Source organism: Microbacterium sp. 22303 (assembly GCF_052045265.1).
In the GTDB taxonomy this organism is placed as follows: Bacteria; Actinomycetota; Actinomycetes; order Actinomycetales; family Microbacteriaceae; genus Microbacterium.
The window spans coordinates 273,883-290,895 of sequence record NZ_JBQEOQ010000003.1 but is presented as its reverse complement, the minus strand read 5'-3'; the positions used below and the strand labels follow the sequence as shown (position 1 = coordinate 290,895).

The window sequence follows — 17,013 nt, the reverse complement described above, 5'->3', positions numbered from 1 at the left end:
TGGACGATTGCAGATCAGAGGCACCAGAATGTGGCAGAGTGTCAGCGAAGAGAGCAGGGAAGGCGCGCGCATGGCGGAGCTGGATGACATCGACCGGGCGATCCTCGATGAGTTGCGTCGCGATGCGCGCGTGTCCATGACGGCGATCGCCGAGTCCGTGCACATCTCGCGAGCGGGCGCGCACGCGCGCATCAAGCGGCTGACCGACGCCGGGGTGATCACCGGGTACACCGTGCGCACGGATCCGGTGCTGCTCGGCCACCACGCCTCGGCCTACGTCATGCTCGCGCTCGAACAGCCGGCCTGGCAGGAGGTGCAGGAGCAGCTGCAGCGGATCCCCGAGGTCGAGCACATGGCGCTCGTGGGCGGCGACTTCGACGTGATCCTGCTCGTGCGGGCCAGCGACGCACGCGATCTCCGCCGGATCGTGCTCGAGGACATCCAGGCGATCTCGGCGGTCCGCTCCACGCGCACGACGCTCATCTTCGAGGACTTCGGGCAGAGCTGACCGCATCCGCGTTCCCGGGAGGTGCATCCGCACGGCAGAATGTATCCATGACGGATGCGGTGATCGAGCGCGAAGTGCTCACCTGGGACGGTTTCGGCGAGGCGACGCGGGATCTGGCTCGCCGGATCCTCGAGTCGGGGTTCGAGACCGAGGTGGTCGTCGCGATCGCACGTGGCGGGCTGCTGCCGGCCGGGGCCATCGCGTACGGCCTCGGCGCGAAGAACTGCGGCGCGATCAACGTCGAGTTCTACACCGGCATCGGCACGGTGCTGGACGCTCCTGAGGTGCTACCGCCGGCGCTCGACATGGAGTACCTGAACGGTCGCCGTGTGCTGCTGGTCGACGACGTCGCTGATTCGGGGCGCACGCTCGCCCTGGCCGTCGAGCTGCTCAAGAGCAAGGGCGCGGCCGTGCGCTCGGTCACGATCTACACCAAGCCCACCACGATCATCCAGCCCGACTACGCGTGGAAGGACACCGATCGCTGGATCGACTTCCCGTGGTCGGCCAAGGGCACGGTCCGCGAGGAGGACCTGGGCCTGGCGCCCACGGCCTGACCTCTCTCCATCTTCCGAATCGTCCCGGTGAGCGCCCTGCTCACCGGGACGATTCGTCGTCGGGGAGGGCTCAGTCGTCGGCGGGCGCGATGCGCGGGGGCCAGGCCGTGGCGCCGAGCTCGCGGGAGATGTTGCGGGCCGTGTCGCGCAGCGCGTGCAGCACCGCGTCGGGTGCGGGGCCATCTGCCGTCGGGTACACCACGGCGACCGCCGCCACGATGTCCCCGCGGGAGTCGGCGACGGGGGAGGCGAGCGACGACTCGCCCAGAACGGCCTCGTCGACCTCGGTTGCGAAGCCGTGCTCGGCGATCGCGGGAAGGCCGGCCGCGAGCACCTCGGGATGCGTGACGGTGTCGCCGGTCAGGCTCCGCAGCGGGCCTGAGAACACGGCCCGCTGGAATCCGAGGTCGTGCGCGAGCAGCACCTTGCCCATGGCCGAGGCGTGCGCCGGCAGCGCCGCGCCGGTCTCCAGCATCTGGGGGCTGTCATCGGGGCGAAGCACGTGGTGGATCACGAGCACCTCGGCGAAGTGCGGGGCGCCGAGCCGCACGGCCATGCCGGTGCGCCGCGCGAGCTCCTGGGTCCAGCGAATCGACCGCGCCCGCACATCGAGGGAGTCGAGGTAGACGCTGCTGAGCTTCAGCAGGGTCGGGCCCAGCATGTAACGCTGGCCGCCGCGCTCCTTGGCGACGAGCCCGTGCTCGCGCAGCGACGACACGATGCCGTGCACGGTCGACGGCGGCAGCTGCAAGGCAGTCGCGAGATCCGTGATGCCGAGGTGGCGGGAGCCCTGCAGCAGCTCGAGCACCTTCGCGGCGCGATCGATCGCCTGGATCATCGGTGCGGTTCCCTCCTCGACGGCAGCGGCGACGACGGTGCGGATCCGGATCTCTTGACAATCCGACATCCTCAACGCATATTCGACATTAACGAAAAGTATTCCGATTCTGGAGTGCAGTCGCCCGTGACGCAAGAGGTTCCGACCTCGGGTCTCGGCACGCCCCCGGATGCGGATCCGTCGGGATCCCGACCGTCGCGGAATGCTGGTCGGATCGCAATGGTGCTGGTGGAACTGCAACGAGGAGGTCGCAGGATGAAGAAGCTCATCAACGCCCCGGAGGACGTGCTCGCGGAGTCGCTGCGCGGGCTCGCGCTCGCGCATCCGGAGCTCGAGGTCGACCTGGCGAACCGCGTGATCCTGCGCGCGACACGCAAGGACGAGGGCAAGGTCGCGCTGCTGAGCGGCGGTGGATCCGGACACGAGCCGCTGCACGGCGGATTCGTCGGGACCGGCATGCTCGACGCCGCCTGCGCCGGAGAGGTCTTCACCTCGCCGACGCCCGATCAGATGCAGGTCGCCACGAAGGCGATCGACCGCGGCGCGGGCGTGCTGCACATCGTGAAGAACTACACCGGCGACGTGATGAACTTCGAGATGGGCGCCGAGCTCGCCGCCATGGACGGCATCGACGTGCGCTCGGTCGTGGTGGACGACGACGTCGCCGTGCAGGACTCGCTCTACACGGCGGGCCGCCGCGGTGTCGGCCTCACGGTGCTGCTCGAGAAGATCGTGGGGGCGGCCGCAGAAGAGGGGCAGGATCTCGCCGCTGTGGCCGATCTCGCCGCGCGTGTGAACGGCCAGGGGCGGTCCATGGGCATGGCGCTTTCGAGCTGCACCGTGCCGGCCGCGGGCAAGCCCACGTTCGATCTGCCCGACGATCAGATGGAGATCGGCATCGGCATCCACGGCGAGCCCGGCCGCCACCGCGTTCCGCTCGCGCCCGCCAAGGACATCGCGGCGCAGCTGGTCGAGCCGATCCTCGCCGATCTGGATTTCACCGGATCCCCGGCGATCGTGATGCTCAACGGCATGGGAGCGTCGCCGCTCATCGAGCTGTACCTGATGTACGGCGAGGTCGCGACGCTGCTGGAGAAGGCCGGCGTGACGGTCGCCCGCAACCTCGTCGGCAACTACATCACGTCGCTGGACATGGCCGGGTGCTCGGTCACCCTGCTCAAGGCCGACGACGAGCTCATCCGGCTGTGGGACGCGCCCGTCGTCACCCCCGGCCTGCGCTGGGGCGCCTGAACCGCTCGAAGGAGAACATCTGCATGTCGAACACCATCCCGCTCGCCGCTCTCGTCGACTGGCTGCACCGTTTCCGTGACGCCGTCGTCGCGCAGCGCGACTGGCTCACCGAACTCGACTCCGCGATCGGCGACGCCGACCACGGCGCGAACATGGCCCGCGGCATGAACGCGGTGGTCGAGAAGGTCGACCAGGCCGCGCCCGCGACGGCGGACGAACTGTTCAAGACCGTCGGCATGACGCTGGTGTCGACCGTGGGCGGGGCGAGCGGGCCGCTGTACGGCACGTTCTTCCTGCGGATCGGAGCGACGCTGGGCGCGGTGACGGACGTGGAGCCGTCGGCGCTGGCCGCGGGTCTGCGTGCGGGCCTGGAGGGCATCGTCGCGCGGGGCAAAGCGGAGGCGGGCGACAAGACGCTCTTCGACGCGGTGGCTCCGGCGATCGACGCGATGGACGCGGCACTCGTCGACGGGAAGTCCGCGGGAGAGGCGGCGGCGACGGCGGCCGTCGCCGCCGCGGCCGGGCGCGATGCCACGATCGACCTCGTCGCGCGCAAGGGCAGGGCCAGCTATCTCGGGGAGCGCAGCGCCGGGCACATGGATCCTGGATCCGCGTCGGCGACGCTGCTGTTCGAGACGCTCGCCGCGGCCGTCGCGGACTGACGGATCGATCTCATGCGTGCTGACGCTTGCGGGGTACGGGGGCCGGATCGATGAGCACCACCGGGATCGTCGCCGTCTCGCACAGCATGCGCCTCGCCGAGGCCGCCCGGGAACTCGCGGCGCAGATGGTGCCCGGTGGCACTGTGCCGATCGCGCTCGCCGCGGGGGCCGGGACGGATGCGGACGGCGTGCCGATTCTCGGCACGGATGCGACGCGGGTCGCGGCGGCGATCGACGAGCTCGCGAGCTCGTGCGACGGCGTGCTGGTGCTGATGGATCTCGGATCCGCGGTGATGAGCGCCGAGTTCGCCCTCGAGCTGCGCGCGAGCGACGTTCCGGTGCGGCTCGCGTCGGCGCCGTTCGTGGAGGGGTTGCTCGCGGCCGCGGTGACGGCGGCGCAGGGGGCGTCGTTGGACGAGGTCGCGGCGGAGGCGAACGGCGCGCTGATCGCGAAGTCGGCGCAGCTTTCGGACGAGCCGCAGGCTCCGGTCCGGTCGGGGGGCCCTGTGCTCGATGAGAGCGTGCTCGATGAGAGCGTGCCGGGACCTGCGGTCTCGCGGCCGGGGGAGAGGGCGCGCACGGTCGTCGTGCGCAACCCCGCAGGGGTGCATGCGCGTCCCGCCGCGATGATCGCGCAGGCGGCCGCCGGGGCGGAGTTGCGACTGCGGCGCCTGCCGGGCGGGGATCCCGTTCCCGCCTCGAGCATGATGCGGCTGCTCGCCTTCGGCGCCCGCCCCGGCGATGAGGTGCAACTGTCGGGTGATGCTGCCGCCGTGGAGCGCGTGGCCGCGCTGTTCGAGGACGGCTTCGGCGAGATGGCCGGACTGCGGAGCGCGGACGTGTCGTCCTCGGGGTCGTTGAGCGAGGACGCGCGGAGCGCGACCGAGACGAAACGCGGTGCCCTCGCAGGTGACGGCGTTTCGTCTCGCTTCGCTCGCTCAACGACCCCGGCCGGGATGCCGGCGACCCCGCACCCGGCTCCGGGGTCGCCCCCGGAGCCGGGCTCGACGCTGCGCGGCCTCGGGGTGAGCCCGGGGCGCGCGATCGCCCCGGTCGCCCGACTGGGCACGGTGATCGCCGAGCCTGCCGCCGCCGAGGCGGTGCCCGCCGCCGATCGCGACGCCGAGGCCGAGCGGGTCGCACCCGCTGCGGCGGAGGTCGTCACCGCACTCCGCGAGAGCGCGGCCCTTGCCGAGGGCGAGGTCGCCCAGATCCTCGAAGCGACCGCCCTGCTGGCCGCCGACCCCGATTTCGCCGCGGGGGCGGCCGCCCGAGTGCGCGCGGACGGGGTGTCGGCCGCCCGTGCGGTCTGGGACGAGGCGGCAGCCCAGGAACAGGTGCTGCAGGGCCTGGGCGGGCGGATGGCGGAGCGTGCGGTCGATGTGCGCAGCGTCCGCGACCGCATCGTGGCCCGGCTGACCGGACAGGAGCTCCCGGGGATCCCGGACCGGGCGGACCCGTTCGTGCTCGTCGCGCGGGACCTCGCGCCGGCCGAGACGGCGACGCTGGGCCGCAGCGCGTGCGTCGGGCTCGTCACCGAGGAGGGCGGGCCGACCTCGCACACGGCGATCCTCGCCCGTGCGCTCGGCATCCCCGCGGTCGTCGGGGTCGCTGATGCGACCGGCATCACGGCGGGGACCGTCGTGCTCGTGGACGGCGGAGCGGGGACCGTGCAGCTCGACCCGCCCGCGGATGAGCAGAGCACCGCAGCCGAGGAGATCCCCGCGTTCGACGGCGCCGGTGCGCTCGCCGACGGCACCGCGATTCCGCTGCTCGCCAACGTCGGCGGCGCGGCTGATGCGGACGCCGCGGCCGACGCCCGCGCGCAAGGCATCGGCCTGTTCCGTACCGAGTTCTGCTTCCTCGACCGCGCCGAGGAGCCGACGGTCGCCGAGCAGGTCACCGCCTACCGCGGCGTGCTCGCACCGTTCGCGGGGCGCAGGGTCGTGGTGCGCACGCTCGACGCCGGATCCGACAAGCCGCTCCCGTTCGCGATCACCGCCGACGAGGAGAACCCGGCTCTGGGCGTACGCGGACTGCGCGTCGCTCGTGCGCATCCGACGCTGCTCGCGCACCAGCTCGCGGCGATCGCGGAGGCGGGAGCTGCCGAGAGCGCGGAGCTGGAGGTGATGGCGCCGATGGTCGCGACGGTCGACGAGGCCCGCGACTTCGCGGCGGCCTGCCGGGCGGCGGGCATCGCACGCGTGGGGATCATGATCGAGACCCCCGCCGCGGCGCTCCTGGCCGCGGAGCTGCTCGCCGTGGTCGACTTCGTGAGCCTGGGCACCAACGACCTCACCCAGTACACGATGGCGGCCGACCGGCTCTCGGCGCCGCTCGGTGCGCTCAACGACCCGTGGCAGCCCGCCGTTCTGCGGCTGATCGGCACCGTGGGTGCGGCAGGACGTGCCGTCGGCAAGCCCGTGGGCGTGTGCGGCGAGGCCGGCGGCGACCCGGCGCTCGCGCCCGTGCTGGTCGGACTGGGGGTCACGAGCCTGTCGATGACGGCGCGGTCGCTCGCACAGGTGGCGGCGCGCCTGCGCACCGTCACCCCGGACGACTGCCGCCGCGCGGCCGCCGCGGCGCTCGGATCCGTGACCGCCGCCGAGGCGCGCATCGCCGTCGTCTCCGTTCTCGGGTGACCCCACGCTGAGCCTCGCCCCTCGCGGGCGCTGACGCGGGCCCGAAGACGCGAGAAACCAGATCCAGCATGAGACATCACCTCAGGCGTGGTGTCTCATGCTGGAAGTGGTTTCTCGTGGCCGCGTTCGCCGGGAACGGCCTACCACGCGCCTTCGTGGCGCAGACGAAACGGCCCCGGATCCAGGGAGCGGAAGCCGGGGCCGGTTCGGAGGGTGAGGGCTCACCCGGCGGTGAGCACCGCGCCCTCGGTCGTCGCAGCGGCACGGGCGACGGGCGCGCCCAGCTCCGCCGTCGGGGTGCGGTAGGTCTCCCGCAGGCCCAGGGTGCACAGTGCGATGATCGCGCACGCCGCCGCGGAATAGAGGCCGACGCCGAGCGGGTTGCCGTGGAACGCGATGAACATCGCCGTCGCCACGGTGGCGGCCGTACCGCCGCCGATCGCGGCGCCGGTCTGGTAGGTCACGGAGATCGCGGAGTAGCGCGACTGCTTCGAGAACTGCTCGCCGAGGAAGGCAGGGATCGTGCCCTGGGGCATGGCCATGAAGATGTTCACGCCGATGTAGCCGAGCACGACCAGCACCATGATGTGGCTCTCCGCCATCGGGAAGAAGGCGAAGAAGAAGGCGGCGTAGACCACGGCGCCCCAGCCGACGAGCTTCTTGCGGCCGATCCGATCCGACAGCAGGCCCATGCACGGGGCCGCGAACATGAACGCGGCGGCGCCGACCAGCTGCAGCACGAGCGACTCGGTCGAGGTGTAGCCGATCTCTTCCGCGTAGGTGATCGTGAAGATCGAGCCGATGTACGCGATCGTGTTGTAGCCGAACGAGACGCCGATCGCGAGCAGGATCGCGCGCGGGTGCTGCCGGATCGCGGCGACCAGCGGGACCTTCGGCGCGTTCTCGGTGGCGATGGTCTCCTGTGGCATGCGCAGCCGTGCGATGAGGCCGACGATCACGAGCGCGCCGCCGAGCCAGAACGGGATCCGCCAGCCCCATGCCAGCAGCTGCGCTTCGGGGAAGATCGAGATCGCGAGGAACACCAGCGTGCCCAGCAGCGATCCGATGCCGATGCCGGTGCTGGTGAAGCTGCCCCACAGGCCGCGACGGTTCTCCGGCGCGTTCTCGATGCCGAACAGCGACGCGCCGCCCCATTCGCCACCCGCCGCGAAGCCCTGGATCAGACGCAGCGAGACCAGCAGGACGGGTGCGAGCGCGCCGACGGCGGTGTAGGTGGGCAGGCAGCCGATGAGGAAGGTGCTCGATCCCATGATCAGCAGTGTGAGCACGAGCATGGACTTGCGGCCCAGGCGGTCACCGAAATGACCGATGACGATGCCGCCGAGGGGGCGAGCGACGAAGCCCACGCCGAAGGCTGCGAACGCGAAAAGGGTACCGGTGAGCCGGTCTGCGGTCGGGAAGAACAGCGTCGGGAACACCAGCGCGGCGGCGAAGCCGTAGATGATGAAGTCGTAGAACTCCAGCGCCGTGCCGAAGCCGGAGATGAAGAAGGTGCGCACCGCCGTCGCGGCGCGCTGCGCGACGGCTCGGGTATCGAGGGAGGCCATGGCTTGTCCTTTGCGGGTGGGGTCTAGAACCGGGTCATGCCGCGACGCGCGGCGTCGGCGGGCATGCCGGGGTAGACGTCGAGGTGGACCGATCCGGCGTCGATGCCGATCGTGAGGAGTGTCTCCCACTGTTCGTGGGCGGGCTTGTCGAGTTCGGGGCGCATGCACACGGCGGCGCCCGTTCCGTCGCCGCCGCACATCGCGGCGGCGCGCTCAAGGGGGTCGAGGCCGGTCATGCCGGCTTTCACTGCGGCGAGGTGCGTGTAGCGCTCGGCCGTGGTCGAATCGGCGGGCATCGTGTCGCCCGCCGAGAGGCCCTCATCGAGGAAGTGGTTGGTGTGCAGCAGCCAGCCGTCATCGCCGGGGTGCACGATGGCGACGCCAGCGGGGGAGACCTCGATCGAGGCCGCGCTCGGCCGGCGGTCGGCCGCGCCGCGCTCTGTCACGGTGAACACGGTGGAGGCGCTCACCGTCGCCGAGGAGGCGAGGGCGACGGCGTCGGCCACCGTGTCGGCCTCGTCGATGATGCGGCGGGCGATCGCGTGCACCGGCACGCCGCCGGTCGCGACGTCGTCGCGGTGGCTGAGGATGTTGAAGTGCAGTCCGAGTCCTGCGCTGTTCACGCCGATCTTCGCGGCCGTGCCGAACTCGGTGAACAACTTGGCGCGCCGGCCGGTGGCGGGGGCGTAGTCGAGGAGCAGCCCGAAGGGCACGAGCGTCGAGTGCCAGTCCCAGGTCTGGATCGTCTCGGCGGTGCCGGTGGCGGGCACGTGCACCGCGGTGGAGCACTCGCCCTCGCGCTGCGGCTCGGCGGCGGCGAGGATCTCGGTGCGCGCCCCGACGGCGGCGACGAGCAGGCGATCGACGTCGGCGGCATCGGCCATCGCGTCGGACTCCTCGGCGAGAGGGGCGTGCCACTGCCGCAGGAGGTCGTGGCTGCGGCGGGTGATCTCGTCGGCGAGGTCGAGGTCGATCCCGAGCGCGATGAAGTGTGCGCGGTACAGCTCGGCGCTGCGGCGCACGGCCTCGGGATACGCGCGCCCGATCGACCTGCCTCGCTCGCGCGGGTCGGTGGTGCTGCTGGTGAGCGTGAGAAGCCGCATCGGTCTCCAATGTCCATGCTGTGCGGTGCGACGCGCCGTCCTTGGCAGCGTGCGAGTGCTGTGGATAGAACGCTAGGAACATAAAACGTTTTATGCAAGGTGCTGGTGCGGAATTCTCCTCGGGACCTCTCCGGCGGATCCCGCAGCGCACGCCGGAGGGGATGGATCCGGCCCGGAATCGGAGAGAGACGTCCATCTCGCGTAGCATCCGAGCATGGCCCAGGGGCACGGCATCACCATCCGCGACGTCGCGCGTCGCGCCGGAGTCTCGATCACCGCCGTCTCGCATGCGCTGAACGGCAAGGGCACCCTGTCCGAGGGCACGCGCGCGCGGATCGTTCAGGTCGCCGCGGAACTCGGATATCAGGCCGACGCGATGGCGCGCGGGCTGCGCAGCTCGTCGATCGGTGCGATCGGACTCGTGTTCCGCTCGCTCGATGCGCTCGCGGACTACCGCCCGAGTGGCGTCGACGTGTTCATGCGCTTCGCGGGAGAGCTGTCGGCGCAGGCGCTCGCACGAGGGCTCAGCGTCGTGCTCGTGCCCGACCTCACACGCACCCCGATCCCACCGCTGGCGTTCTCGCTGGACGGATACATCGTCACGAACCCGCACCAGGACGACCCGGTGGTGGCCCTGCTGGAACGTCGCGGGATCCCGTGCGTCGCGCAGGGCAGCGTGCCCGGCCGCCCCGACTTCGTGGACTGGGTCTCAGAGGACGACGCCGCCTCGATGCGGCGCCTGCTCGACCACCTCGGGAAGGCGGGGGCGCGCTCGGTCGTGCTCGCGCACGGGACGGATCCGAACTCGTGGAACCTGGACAGCATCGACGCCTACACGGCGTGGTGCGCGGAGCACGGTGCGACCCCGCGGCTGCTCGCCCAGCCCGAGCGCACCGGGCTCGACGGCGGCGCCGAGATCGCCGCGCGCCTGCTCGCCGAGGGGCTTCCCGACGCGCTCGTCTGCATGACCGGGCGGCACGCGGCCGGCGCGGAGCAGACCCTGCTGGATGCGGGTGTCTCCGTGCCGGGCCAGGTCATGATCGCGACCGGATCCGATTCGGCGCACGCGCGGGCGGCGCGTCCGGCGATCACCGCGATCGAGATGACGCCGCGGGAGACCGGCATCGCCCTGCTGGACGCGCTCGAGGAGCTCATGGCCGGGCGCACACCGGAGACGCCCCGACGCACCGCGAGCGTGCTGCGGACCCGGGGGTCCACCGCGCGCGGCGTCAGTCGAGCGTGAGCACGAAACCGTCTCCGTCCGCGGACACCGTCACGTGCGTCAGGTCGGCGACGACCGCGTCCGGGGCGTGCACCGCGGATCCCGCGCCGACGCCGATCACGCGCATCCCCGCCGCCTGAGCGGCCTGGATTCCGGCCTCGGAATCCTCGAAGACGATGCAGTCCGCGGGATCCACCCCGAGCCGGGCCGCGCCGAGCAGGAAGCCCTCCGGATCCGGCTTCGACGCACTCACGTGCTCGGCGGTGACCAGGCCAGCCGGCACGTCGAGCTCGGCGGCACCCATGCGGGCGCGCATGAGCCGGTCGTCGGCCGAGGTGACGATCGCGTGCGGGAAGGGTGCGAGGGCGTTCAGGAATGCGGCGGCGCCCGGCACCTCGATGACTCCGTCCACGTCGCCGCTCTCGCGCTCGAGCATCTCCTGGTTCTCGGCGAGGTTCGCCTCGTGCGGACGGTCCGGCAGCATGATCGCCATGCTCTGGTGCCCCTGGCGTCCGTGCACCACGCTGAGCACGAAGTCGGGGTCGAGTCCGTGCGGCTCCGCCCAGGCCAGCCACAGCCGCTCCACGACCGCCGTCGAGTCGACGAGTGTGCCGTCCATGTCGAGCAGGGCGGCGCGGGCGCGGAAGGTCTGGGTCATGCTCCCAGGGTAGTGGCGGGCTCCGCGCCGGCGACCCGCGGGCGCCTGCTCCGCCCGACCGCGAGCACGGGGCAGCTCGGCCATAGGGTGGACGTGACAAGGGAGGGCGGCGCGATGCGAGCCGAGTGGGACCGACTGATCACCTGGATACGCGACGCGCGCGCTTTGGCGACGCTGCGCCAGATGCGCGAGACCGACGCGCTGCTGACAGGGGCGATCGCCTTCGTGCTGGGGTTCCTCGTGGCGTTCGCGATATTCTGGAACCGCACCCTGTCGATCACCGGCCCCTGGTCCGTCGGCGCGGTCGCTGCGATCGGCGGCGCTGCCGTGGCTGTACTGAGCTTCACCGCCGGCCGCATCGGGCTGCGCATGGAAGCGGTCGAAGCGCCCGAGAAGCAGGATCCGAGCGCCGCGAACGACGGCTTCGCGATCCCCGGGCAGAAGCTGCGCTGGTACGAGCTCGTCGCGATATCCCTCGCACATGGTGCGGTCGCGCTGCTCGCGTTGTTCGGACTCGCCGCGCTGCTCGAGGCGAGCTTCCGCGACGCCCCGGTCTTCCCCTTCCCCGGTGCCATTCTCGTCGCGGTCGCGCTCGCCCTCACCGCCTATGTCTGCTACCTCAGCGCGGCCGCGCTCAGCCCCACCTCGATCTCGCTGATCCTCGCGATCTTCCTTGTGATCGGCGCTCTCACCGCCATGCTCGAGGCGACGGATCCGCACTGGTGGCGTGACAACCTCTCCGCGCTGGGCATGTCGAGCAACGCCTCCTCGCCCGCGTTCAACAGCACCCTCATCGTGGCGGGCGTGATGGTCACCACGATCGCCCGCTATGCCACGGCGGCGCTGCCCGTGCCGGAGCCGAGGGATGAGCGCGGGCGCACGATCGTGCGGGTCGCCCTGATCCTGATCGGGCTCTTCCTCGCCTGTGTAGGGATCTTCCCCGTGGATCGCTTCTTCCTCCTGCACAACACGGTCGCGACGGGCATGGCGGTCTGCTTCGCCGCGGTCGTGATCGCGCTTCCCTGGCTGCTGCGACGGATCTCGCGAGTGTTCGTGGTGCTGGGCTGGGTGTTCGTGCTGGTGATCGCGCTGCTCGGAGTGTTCTTCGCGACCGGCTACTACAACCTCACCGCGGTCGAGCTCGTCGCCGCCGTGCTGATCTTCAGCTGGATCATCGTGTTCCTGCGTACCGCGGGCGCCGACCACGGACCGTGGGACGCCGAGCGCGTCGTCCGCGCCCAGGCCGCCGCCCGGAGCTGAGCAATATTCGCGACAGGGAAGGTGCGAACCGAACGGGCTCGGGGGCGTCCCCTTCGCGCGATGAGTGTCACCCTAAGGACGCGCCATCGTGGATGCTCTAAGCGTTGCGCCGGGCGATTTTGGAGCGGCGCCGCGAGCACGCGAACTCCGCCCTGATCAGAAGGGTGGTGGGTCGTTCGTTCGGAAACCGGTCGGGGTGATGACTTGGACGGTGTGGTTCTCGCGGTTCCGGTAGATCATCCTGGTGCGATGTCGTCGGACGTGATCGGCGGGGCACAGCGGTCGCAGGTTGCTCGTGTTGGTGGGTCCGCCTCGGGACCAGGGGTGGTCGTGGTCGAGGTCGGCGTCGAGCGCGAGCCGGTCGCAGCCGTCTCTCGCGCAGGTGCCGTGCTGCAGGACCAGCCAGTCACGTTGCGCCTTGGTGGGCCGATACGTGCGCCGATCCATGTCCAAGACGATGCCGTGGACGGGGTCGGTGATCACGCGCCGGAACCCGGTCGCATCCAGGAACGCCTGCCGTGCGGTGGCCGGGTCGATCGGACCGTGCCCGACCAGCTGCGCCTCCGTGCCCGAGGCGACCGGATTGCCCAGGAACGCTGTCGACGGCACTGCCGTCACGGTCTCACCGGTGACGAGGCCGATCGGTACGGTCACGAACACCGTCGTCTTCACCGCCCGGTCAGTACCGACACCCAGCAGCCAATCGCACAGCAAGTCCGCACGAACCTGATCCCTCGTGCGCCCCTCCCGGCGGTCCTTCTGGAGGTGTTTCGCGGTCGAGGTGAGGCGTCGCTTGATCGCAACCGCCTTCACCGTCGGGATCAGGGCTGTCAACCAGGACATCCCGTCACCGGCGTCTTCCACGACCACCCGCCGGTCCACCATCCCGCGGGCATGTTTGCGCTCGGGCGGGGTGGGGTCGAGCCGGTCGGTGAGGATCGTCACTCGCCGTCGGAACGTGCTGATGGGCAGGTGCAACGCCCACCTCGACGCGGTCTCATCGATCAACGCGATCGCATCCGCCGCGTACTGGCGGGCAGTCGGGTCAGCCCCGACCGGAGCCTGCAACCGCAACACCGCCGACACCGCGGTTTCCACGAACCGGAGTGACACGAACCCGTCCCGGGCGTGCTCCCACAACAACGGTAGGCACTCCGCCGCGGTCGACGCGGTGCACTCCAGCGAGCGGGCCTCGTTCTCCGAGATCTGCAACCGCACGGCCACATCGAAGAACACCGACCGCCGCGCATGATCCGCATCATCCCCGACCGCATAGATCTCAGGGTGTCGGCGGGCCAGGTCCACGACCTCCACGACCCGCTCCGCACGCCGCACCGCCCGCTGATTCAACGCGACATCATCCTCCTGCAACCCATCCAGGATCCGCGCGGCGACGAACGTCTCATCCACCACCACCATCACCTGAGGAGCATCGGCAACAGCCAGCTCCTCGAACAGTGCAGCGGTGGGGTGTTCCATTCCCCAAGTCTAGCACTTATGTTCGAACTACGGAAGAGCCAATCCGCCAGTTCCCCCGGGAAATCGCGGCCTGGGACGCTGCCGCCGAGCCCGTTCGAGAGGCGACGGGTCCGGCATCGTCGGGGCGCGGAGCATGACGAACGCCTGCAGTGGGACGGTATTGACGCTTTGTGCGGGAACGGGCTCGTGGAGATCCCTTCGCGGCTGGACGAGCGCCGTGCACTGCATGACAAGTCGCGGCGAGCCACCCCGTCGACAATGGGAGCATCGACCGTCGTCCGCACACTCGAAGGAGAGACCGATGACCGACACGTCCGCTGTGTCCGCGCTGCTCGACCGTATCCAGGCGCCCGAGGGCTCCGGCCGCGACATCCCCGATGCCGCCACGCGCGAGATCATCGGCCGCGCTCCCGTGCAGACCGCCGCCGACCTCGATGACGCCATCGCCCGCGCCAAGGCCGCGCAGCCCGCCTGGGAGGCACTCGGCCATGCGAAGCGGAGCGAACTGCTGCTCGCCGCGGCCGATGCGATCGACGCGAATGCGGAGGCGCTCGCGCAGCTGCTCTCCCGTGAGCAGGGCAAGCCGCTGAACGGCCCGAACGCCCGGTTCGAAGTGGGGGCGTGCACGGCGTGGCTGCGCACCAACGCGACGACGGTGCTGGAGCCCGAAGTGCTCGTCGACGACGAGAATCTGCACGCCGAGCTGGTCTACAAGCCCGCCGGCGTCGTGGGTGCGATCGGGCCGTGGAACTGGCCGTTGATGATCACCATCTGGCAGATCGGCCCGTCGCTGCGGATGGGGAACACCGTGGTCGCCAAGCCCAGCGAGTACACGCCGCTGAGCGTGCTGGCTCTGCTGTCGGTCATGAACGAGGTGCTGCCGGCCGACGTGCTGATCGGCATCTCCGGCGACCGCGAGGTCGGCGCGGGGATCGCGTCGCACCCCGACATCGACAAGATCATGTTCACCGGATCCACGGCCACCGGCCGGAAGATCATCGAGAGCTCCGCCGGCAATCTCGCCCGCCTCACGCTCGAACTCGGCGGCAACGACGCGGGCATCGTGCTTCCCGGCACGGATCCGGCCGCGATCGCCGAGGACCTGTTCTGGGGTGCGTTCATCAACACGGGCCAGACCTGCGCGGCCATGAAGCGCCTCTACGTGCACGACTCGCTGTACGACCAGGTCGTCGACGCGCTCGCCGGCATCGCCGCGAACGTGCCGATCGGCAACGGCCTGGACGAGAACAATGTGCTGGGCCCGCTGCAGAACAAGCAGCAGTTCGACATCGTCTCACGCCTCGTCGAGGACGCGAAGGCGCGCGGCGCCCGCATCGTGACGGGCGGCGAGGCGGCTCCCGAGCTCGGCGAGCTGTTCTACCGGCCCACGATCGTGGCCGACATCCCGAACGATGCGGCGCTCGTGCAGGAGGAGCAGTTCGGGCCGGCGCTGCCGATCATCCGCTACTCCGACGTCGACGAGGCGTTCGCGCTCGCCAACGCGGTCGATGTGGGCCTCGGCGCCTCGGTGTGGTCGAGCGACCCTGAGGCGGCCCGCGAAGCCGCGACCCGGATGCAGTCCGGCACGGTGTGGATCAACTCGCACGGCGGGCTGCACCCGATGGTGCCGTTCGGTGGGGTGAAGAGCTCCGGCTACGGCCTCGAGTTCGGTGTCGCCGGGCTCAAGTCGGTGGCCGTTCCGCAGGTCGTCTCCGGCCCCGGCCGGAGGGCCTAGACCATGGCCCGCTCCGCGATCGTCGTCGGAGCCGGCACCTCGGGGAGCATCGTCACCCGGCGTCTCGTGGACGCGGGGTCCGACGTGACGCTCATCGAGGCCGGCGGGTACGACACCAACCCCGCGATCCACGACCCGTCCCGTGCGGGCGAGCTCTGGCACGCCGCAGAAGACTGGGACTACTTCACCGTCCCTCAGGAGCACGCGGCCGGGCGACGGCTGCACCTGCCGCGGGGCAAGGTCACCGGCGGATCCCACGCACTGAACGCCATGATCTGGGTGCGCTGCGCGGCGAGCGATTTCGACGGCTGGGAACGCTCCGGCGCGACCGGCTGGGGCTGGTCCGACGTGCTGCCCGTGTACGAGGCGATCGAGAACGACCTGCTGCCGGTGACGGACGACTACCCGCTCGTGCCGATCCAGCAGTCGATCATCGACGCCGCCGTCGAGGAGGGACTGGAGCACAACCCCGACTACAACGGCGGCACGCTCGACGGCGTCTCGCAGGAGCAGGTCACGATGCGCGACGGCCGGCGCGTCAACACGTGGATGGCGTATGTGCGTCCCGTCGAGGACGCCCCGAACCTGCGCATCGTCACCGACGCCGAGGTCGCGACCGTGATCGTCGAGGACGGCGTTGCCGCGGGCGTGCGGCTGAGCGACGGATCCGAGCTTCGTGCAGATGAGGTGATCCTCGCCGCCGGCGCACTGGGCAGCCCCGCGATCCTGCTGCGCAGCGGCATCGGACCGCGCGCGGACCTCGAAGCCCTCGGCATCGAGGTGCTCCGCGACGTGCCGGCGGTCGGCGCGAACCTGCACGACCACCTGCTGTCCCCGGTGATCTTCACGACCGCGCAGCCCGTGGGCGCGCCGCAGCCGGGTGTCTCGGTCACGCAGACGCACCTGTTCTGGCGGTCGTGCGACGACCTCGCCGAGCCCGACACCCAGCCGATCCACTTCTCGGTGCCGATGTGGGGTGAGCTCGAGCCGCGGCCCGGCGCGCACGGACCCGGCGACGGGTTCTCGCTCCTGGCAGGTCTCGTGACGCCGCACAGCCGAGGCTCGCTGCGCCTGTCCGGCGCCGGGGTGCAGGATCCGCTCCTCATCGACCTCGCGGCCCTGGAAGACGACCGCGACGTGGCCGCGCTCGCCGCGTCCGTGCGCCAGGCGCGCCGGATCGGTGCCCGCCCGGCGCTTGCCGGGGAGTGGGGCGCGATCGAGGCCTATCCGGGGCCGGAGGTCTCGGACGCCGACGTGGAGGATTGGGTGCGCCGTACCGCGATCACCTATCACCACCAGGTCGGCACCTGCCGGATGGGGTCGGATCCGGACGCGGTCGTGGATCCGCGCCTGCGCGTGAACGGGATCGCGGGGCTCCGGGTGATCGACGCCTCGGTGATGCCGACGATCACCACGGGGAACACGAACGCCCCCGCCGCCGTGATCGGCGAGCGTGGCGCGCAGTTCGTGATCGAGGACGCGCGCTAGGACGGTCCGTCCGCGCCCCCTCTGAGCGTCGGCGCCCCCTCG

At 70.9% G+C, this 17,013-nt stretch carries 14 protein-coding genes; 9 read left to right on the top strand and 5 right to left on the bottom strand.

What is annotated here, in order from left to right:
* Window positions 1–70: 70 nt before the first annotated feature.
* Together ACTJI8_RS10855 and ACTJI8_RS10850 are read left to right on the top strand one after the other, a co-directional pair.
* Window positions 71–508, top strand: a complete 438-nt coding sequence (locus tag ACTJI8_RS10855; RefSeq protein ID WP_440733452.1) for an Lrp/AsnC family transcriptional regulator — start codon at window positions 71–73, stop codon at window positions 506–508.
* Window positions 509–555: 47 nt separating this feature from the next.
* On the top strand, window positions 556–1,065 hold the full coding sequence (locus ACTJI8_RS10850) for a phosphoribosyltransferase (RefSeq protein ID WP_440733451.1): 510 nt from the start codon (window positions 556–558) through the stop codon (window positions 1,063–1,065).
* A 70-nt stretch (window positions 1,066–1,135) separates the two neighbouring features.
* On the opposite strand, the gene ACTJI8_RS10845 is transcribed toward ACTJI8_RS10850, so the two are convergent.
* Window positions 1,136–1,972, bottom strand: a complete 837-nt coding sequence (locus tag ACTJI8_RS10845; protein WP_440733450.1) for an IclR family transcriptional regulator — start codon at window positions 1,970–1,972, stop codon at window positions 1,136–1,138.
* Window positions 1,973–2,158: 186 nt separating this feature from the next.
* Between ACTJI8_RS10845 and dhaK the strand changes: the two genes are divergently transcribed.
* The 3 genes from dhaK to ptsP are packed head-to-tail and all read left to right on the top strand — an operon-like array spanning window position 2,159 to window position 6,458.
* Entirely contained in the window at window positions 2,159–3,154 is a 996-nt protein-coding gene (gene dhaK / locus ACTJI8_RS10840) for a dihydroxyacetone kinase subunit DhaK (RefSeq protein ID WP_440733449.1), read from the top strand.
* A gap of 23 nt (window positions 3,155–3,177) precedes the next feature.
* Window positions 3,178–3,816, top strand: a complete 639-nt coding sequence (dhaL, locus tag ACTJI8_RS10835; protein ID WP_440733448.1) for a dihydroxyacetone kinase subunit DhaL — start codon at window positions 3,178–3,180, stop codon at window positions 3,814–3,816.
* Between the two features lie 50 nt (window positions 3,817–3,866).
* Window positions 3,867–6,458, top strand: a complete 2,592-nt coding sequence (gene ptsP, locus ACTJI8_RS10830; RefSeq protein WP_440733447.1) for a phosphoenolpyruvate--protein phosphotransferase — start codon at window positions 3,867–3,869, stop codon at window positions 6,456–6,458.
* Window positions 6,459–6,679: 221 nt separating this feature from the next.
* On the opposite strand, the gene ACTJI8_RS10825 is transcribed toward ptsP, so the two are convergent.
* The gene (locus tag ACTJI8_RS10825; protein ID WP_440733446.1) at window positions 6,680–8,026 is read right to left on the bottom strand and encodes an MFS transporter; all 1,347 of its coding nucleotides are present in this window, start codon (window positions 8,024–8,026) and stop codon (window positions 6,680–6,682) included.
* 23 nt (window positions 8,027–8,049) lie between these two features.
* On the bottom strand, window positions 8,050–9,129 hold the full coding sequence (locus ACTJI8_RS10820; RefSeq protein WP_440733445.1) for a C45 family autoproteolytic acyltransferase/hydolase: 1,080 nt from the start codon (window positions 9,127–9,129) through the stop codon (window positions 8,050–8,052).
* A 214-nt stretch (window positions 9,130–9,343) separates the two neighbouring features.
* Between ACTJI8_RS10820 and ACTJI8_RS10815 the strand changes: the two genes are divergently transcribed.
* The gene (locus ACTJI8_RS10815) at window positions 9,344–10,372 is read left to right on the top strand and encodes a LacI family DNA-binding transcriptional regulator (RefSeq protein ID WP_440733444.1); all 1,029 of its coding nucleotides are present in this window, start codon (window positions 9,344–9,346) and stop codon (window positions 10,370–10,372) included.
* Here the strand turns inward: ACTJI8_RS10815 and ACTJI8_RS10810 are convergent.
* A complete protein-coding gene (locus ACTJI8_RS10810) occupies window positions 10,359–11,009 on the bottom strand; it encodes an HAD-IA family hydrolase (RefSeq protein ID WP_440733443.1) in 651 nt (216 codons plus the stop codon). The two genes, ACTJI8_RS10815 and ACTJI8_RS10810, sit on opposite strands and share 14 nt — an antisense overlap.
* Before the next feature lie 183 nt (window positions 11,010–11,192).
* On the opposite strand from ACTJI8_RS10810, the gene ACTJI8_RS10805 reads away from it, so the two are divergent.
* Window positions 11,193–12,269 (top strand): DUF998 domain-containing protein, encoded by a 1,077-nt coding sequence (locus ACTJI8_RS10805; protein WP_440733442.1) that lies wholly within the window; start codon window positions 11,193–11,195, stop codon window positions 12,267–12,269.
* A 156-nt stretch (window positions 12,270–12,425) separates the two neighbouring features.
* Here the strand turns inward: ACTJI8_RS10805 and ACTJI8_RS10800 are convergent, their stop codons facing one another.
* Complete coding sequence (locus ACTJI8_RS10800; RefSeq protein ID WP_440733441.1) at window positions 12,426–13,748, bottom strand: DUF222 domain-containing protein; 1,323 nt, start codon at window positions 13,746–13,748, stop codon at window positions 12,426–12,428.
* 301 nt (window positions 13,749–14,049) lie between these two features.
* Between ACTJI8_RS10800 and ACTJI8_RS10795 the strand changes: the two genes are divergently transcribed.
* Together ACTJI8_RS10795 and ACTJI8_RS10790 are read left to right on the top strand one after the other, a co-directional pair.
* On the top strand, window positions 14,050–15,483 hold the full coding sequence (locus ACTJI8_RS10795; protein ID WP_440733440.1) for an aldehyde dehydrogenase family protein: 1,434 nt from the start codon (window positions 14,050–14,052) through the stop codon (window positions 15,481–15,483).
* 3 nt (window positions 15,484–15,486) lie between these two features.
* The gene (locus tag ACTJI8_RS10790) at window positions 15,487–16,971 is read left to right on the top strand and encodes a GMC family oxidoreductase (protein WP_440733439.1); all 1,485 of its coding nucleotides are present in this window, start codon (window positions 15,487–15,489) and stop codon (window positions 16,969–16,971) included.
* Window positions 16,972–17,013: the final 42 nt, after the last annotated feature.

Bases quoted from the DNA above. Each gene is read 5' to 3' on its own strand.
- dhaL (WP_440733448.1), top strand. From the start codon at position 3,178: ATGTCGAACACCATCCCGCTCGCCGCTCTCGTCGACTGGCTGCACCGT.
- ACTJI8_RS10790 (WP_440733439.1), top strand. From the start codon at position 15,487: ATGGCCCGCTCCGCGATCGTCGTCGGAGCCGGCACCTCGGGGAGCATC.
- ACTJI8_RS10805 (WP_440733442.1), top strand. From the start codon at position 11,193: ATGCGCGAGACCGACGCGCTGCTGACAGGGGCGATCGCCTTCGTGCTG.
- ACTJI8_RS10850 (WP_440733451.1), top strand. From the start codon at position 556: ATGACGGATGCGGTGATCGAGCGCGAAGTGCTCACCTGGGACGGTTTC.
- ACTJI8_RS10800 (WP_440733441.1), bottom strand. From the start codon at position 13,748: ATGGAACACCCCACCGCTGCACTGTTCGAGGAGCTGGCTGTTGCCGAT.
- dhaK (WP_440733449.1), top strand. From the start codon at position 2,159: ATGAAGAAGCTCATCAACGCCCCGGAGGACGTGCTCGCGGAGTCGCTG.
- ACTJI8_RS10815 (WP_440733444.1), top strand. From the start codon at position 9,344: ATGGCCCAGGGGCACGGCATCACCATCCGCGACGTCGCGCGTCGCGCC.
- ACTJI8_RS10820 (WP_440733445.1), bottom strand. From the start codon at position 9,129: ATGCGGCTTCTCACGCTCACCAGCAGCACCACCGACCCGCGCGAGCGA.
- ACTJI8_RS10855 (WP_440733452.1), top strand. From the start codon at position 71: ATGGCGGAGCTGGATGACATCGACCGGGCGATCCTCGATGAGTTGCGT.
- ACTJI8_RS10825 (WP_440733446.1), bottom strand. From the start codon at position 8,026: ATGGCCTCCCTCGATACCCGAGCCGTCGCGCAGCGCGCCGCGACGGCG.
- ACTJI8_RS10810 (WP_440733443.1), bottom strand. From the start codon at position 11,009: ATGACCCAGACCTTCCGCGCCCGCGCCGCCCTGCTCGACATGGACGGC.
- ptsP (WP_440733447.1), top strand. From the start codon at position 3,867: ATGAGCACCACCGGGATCGTCGCCGTCTCGCACAGCATGCGCCTCGCC.
- ACTJI8_RS10845 (WP_440733450.1), bottom strand. From the start codon at position 1,972: ATGTCGGATTGTCAAGAGATCCGGATCCGCACCGTCGTCGCCGCTGCC.
- ACTJI8_RS10795 (WP_440733440.1), top strand. From the start codon at position 14,050: ATGACCGACACGTCCGCTGTGTCCGCGCTGCTCGACCGTATCCAGGCG.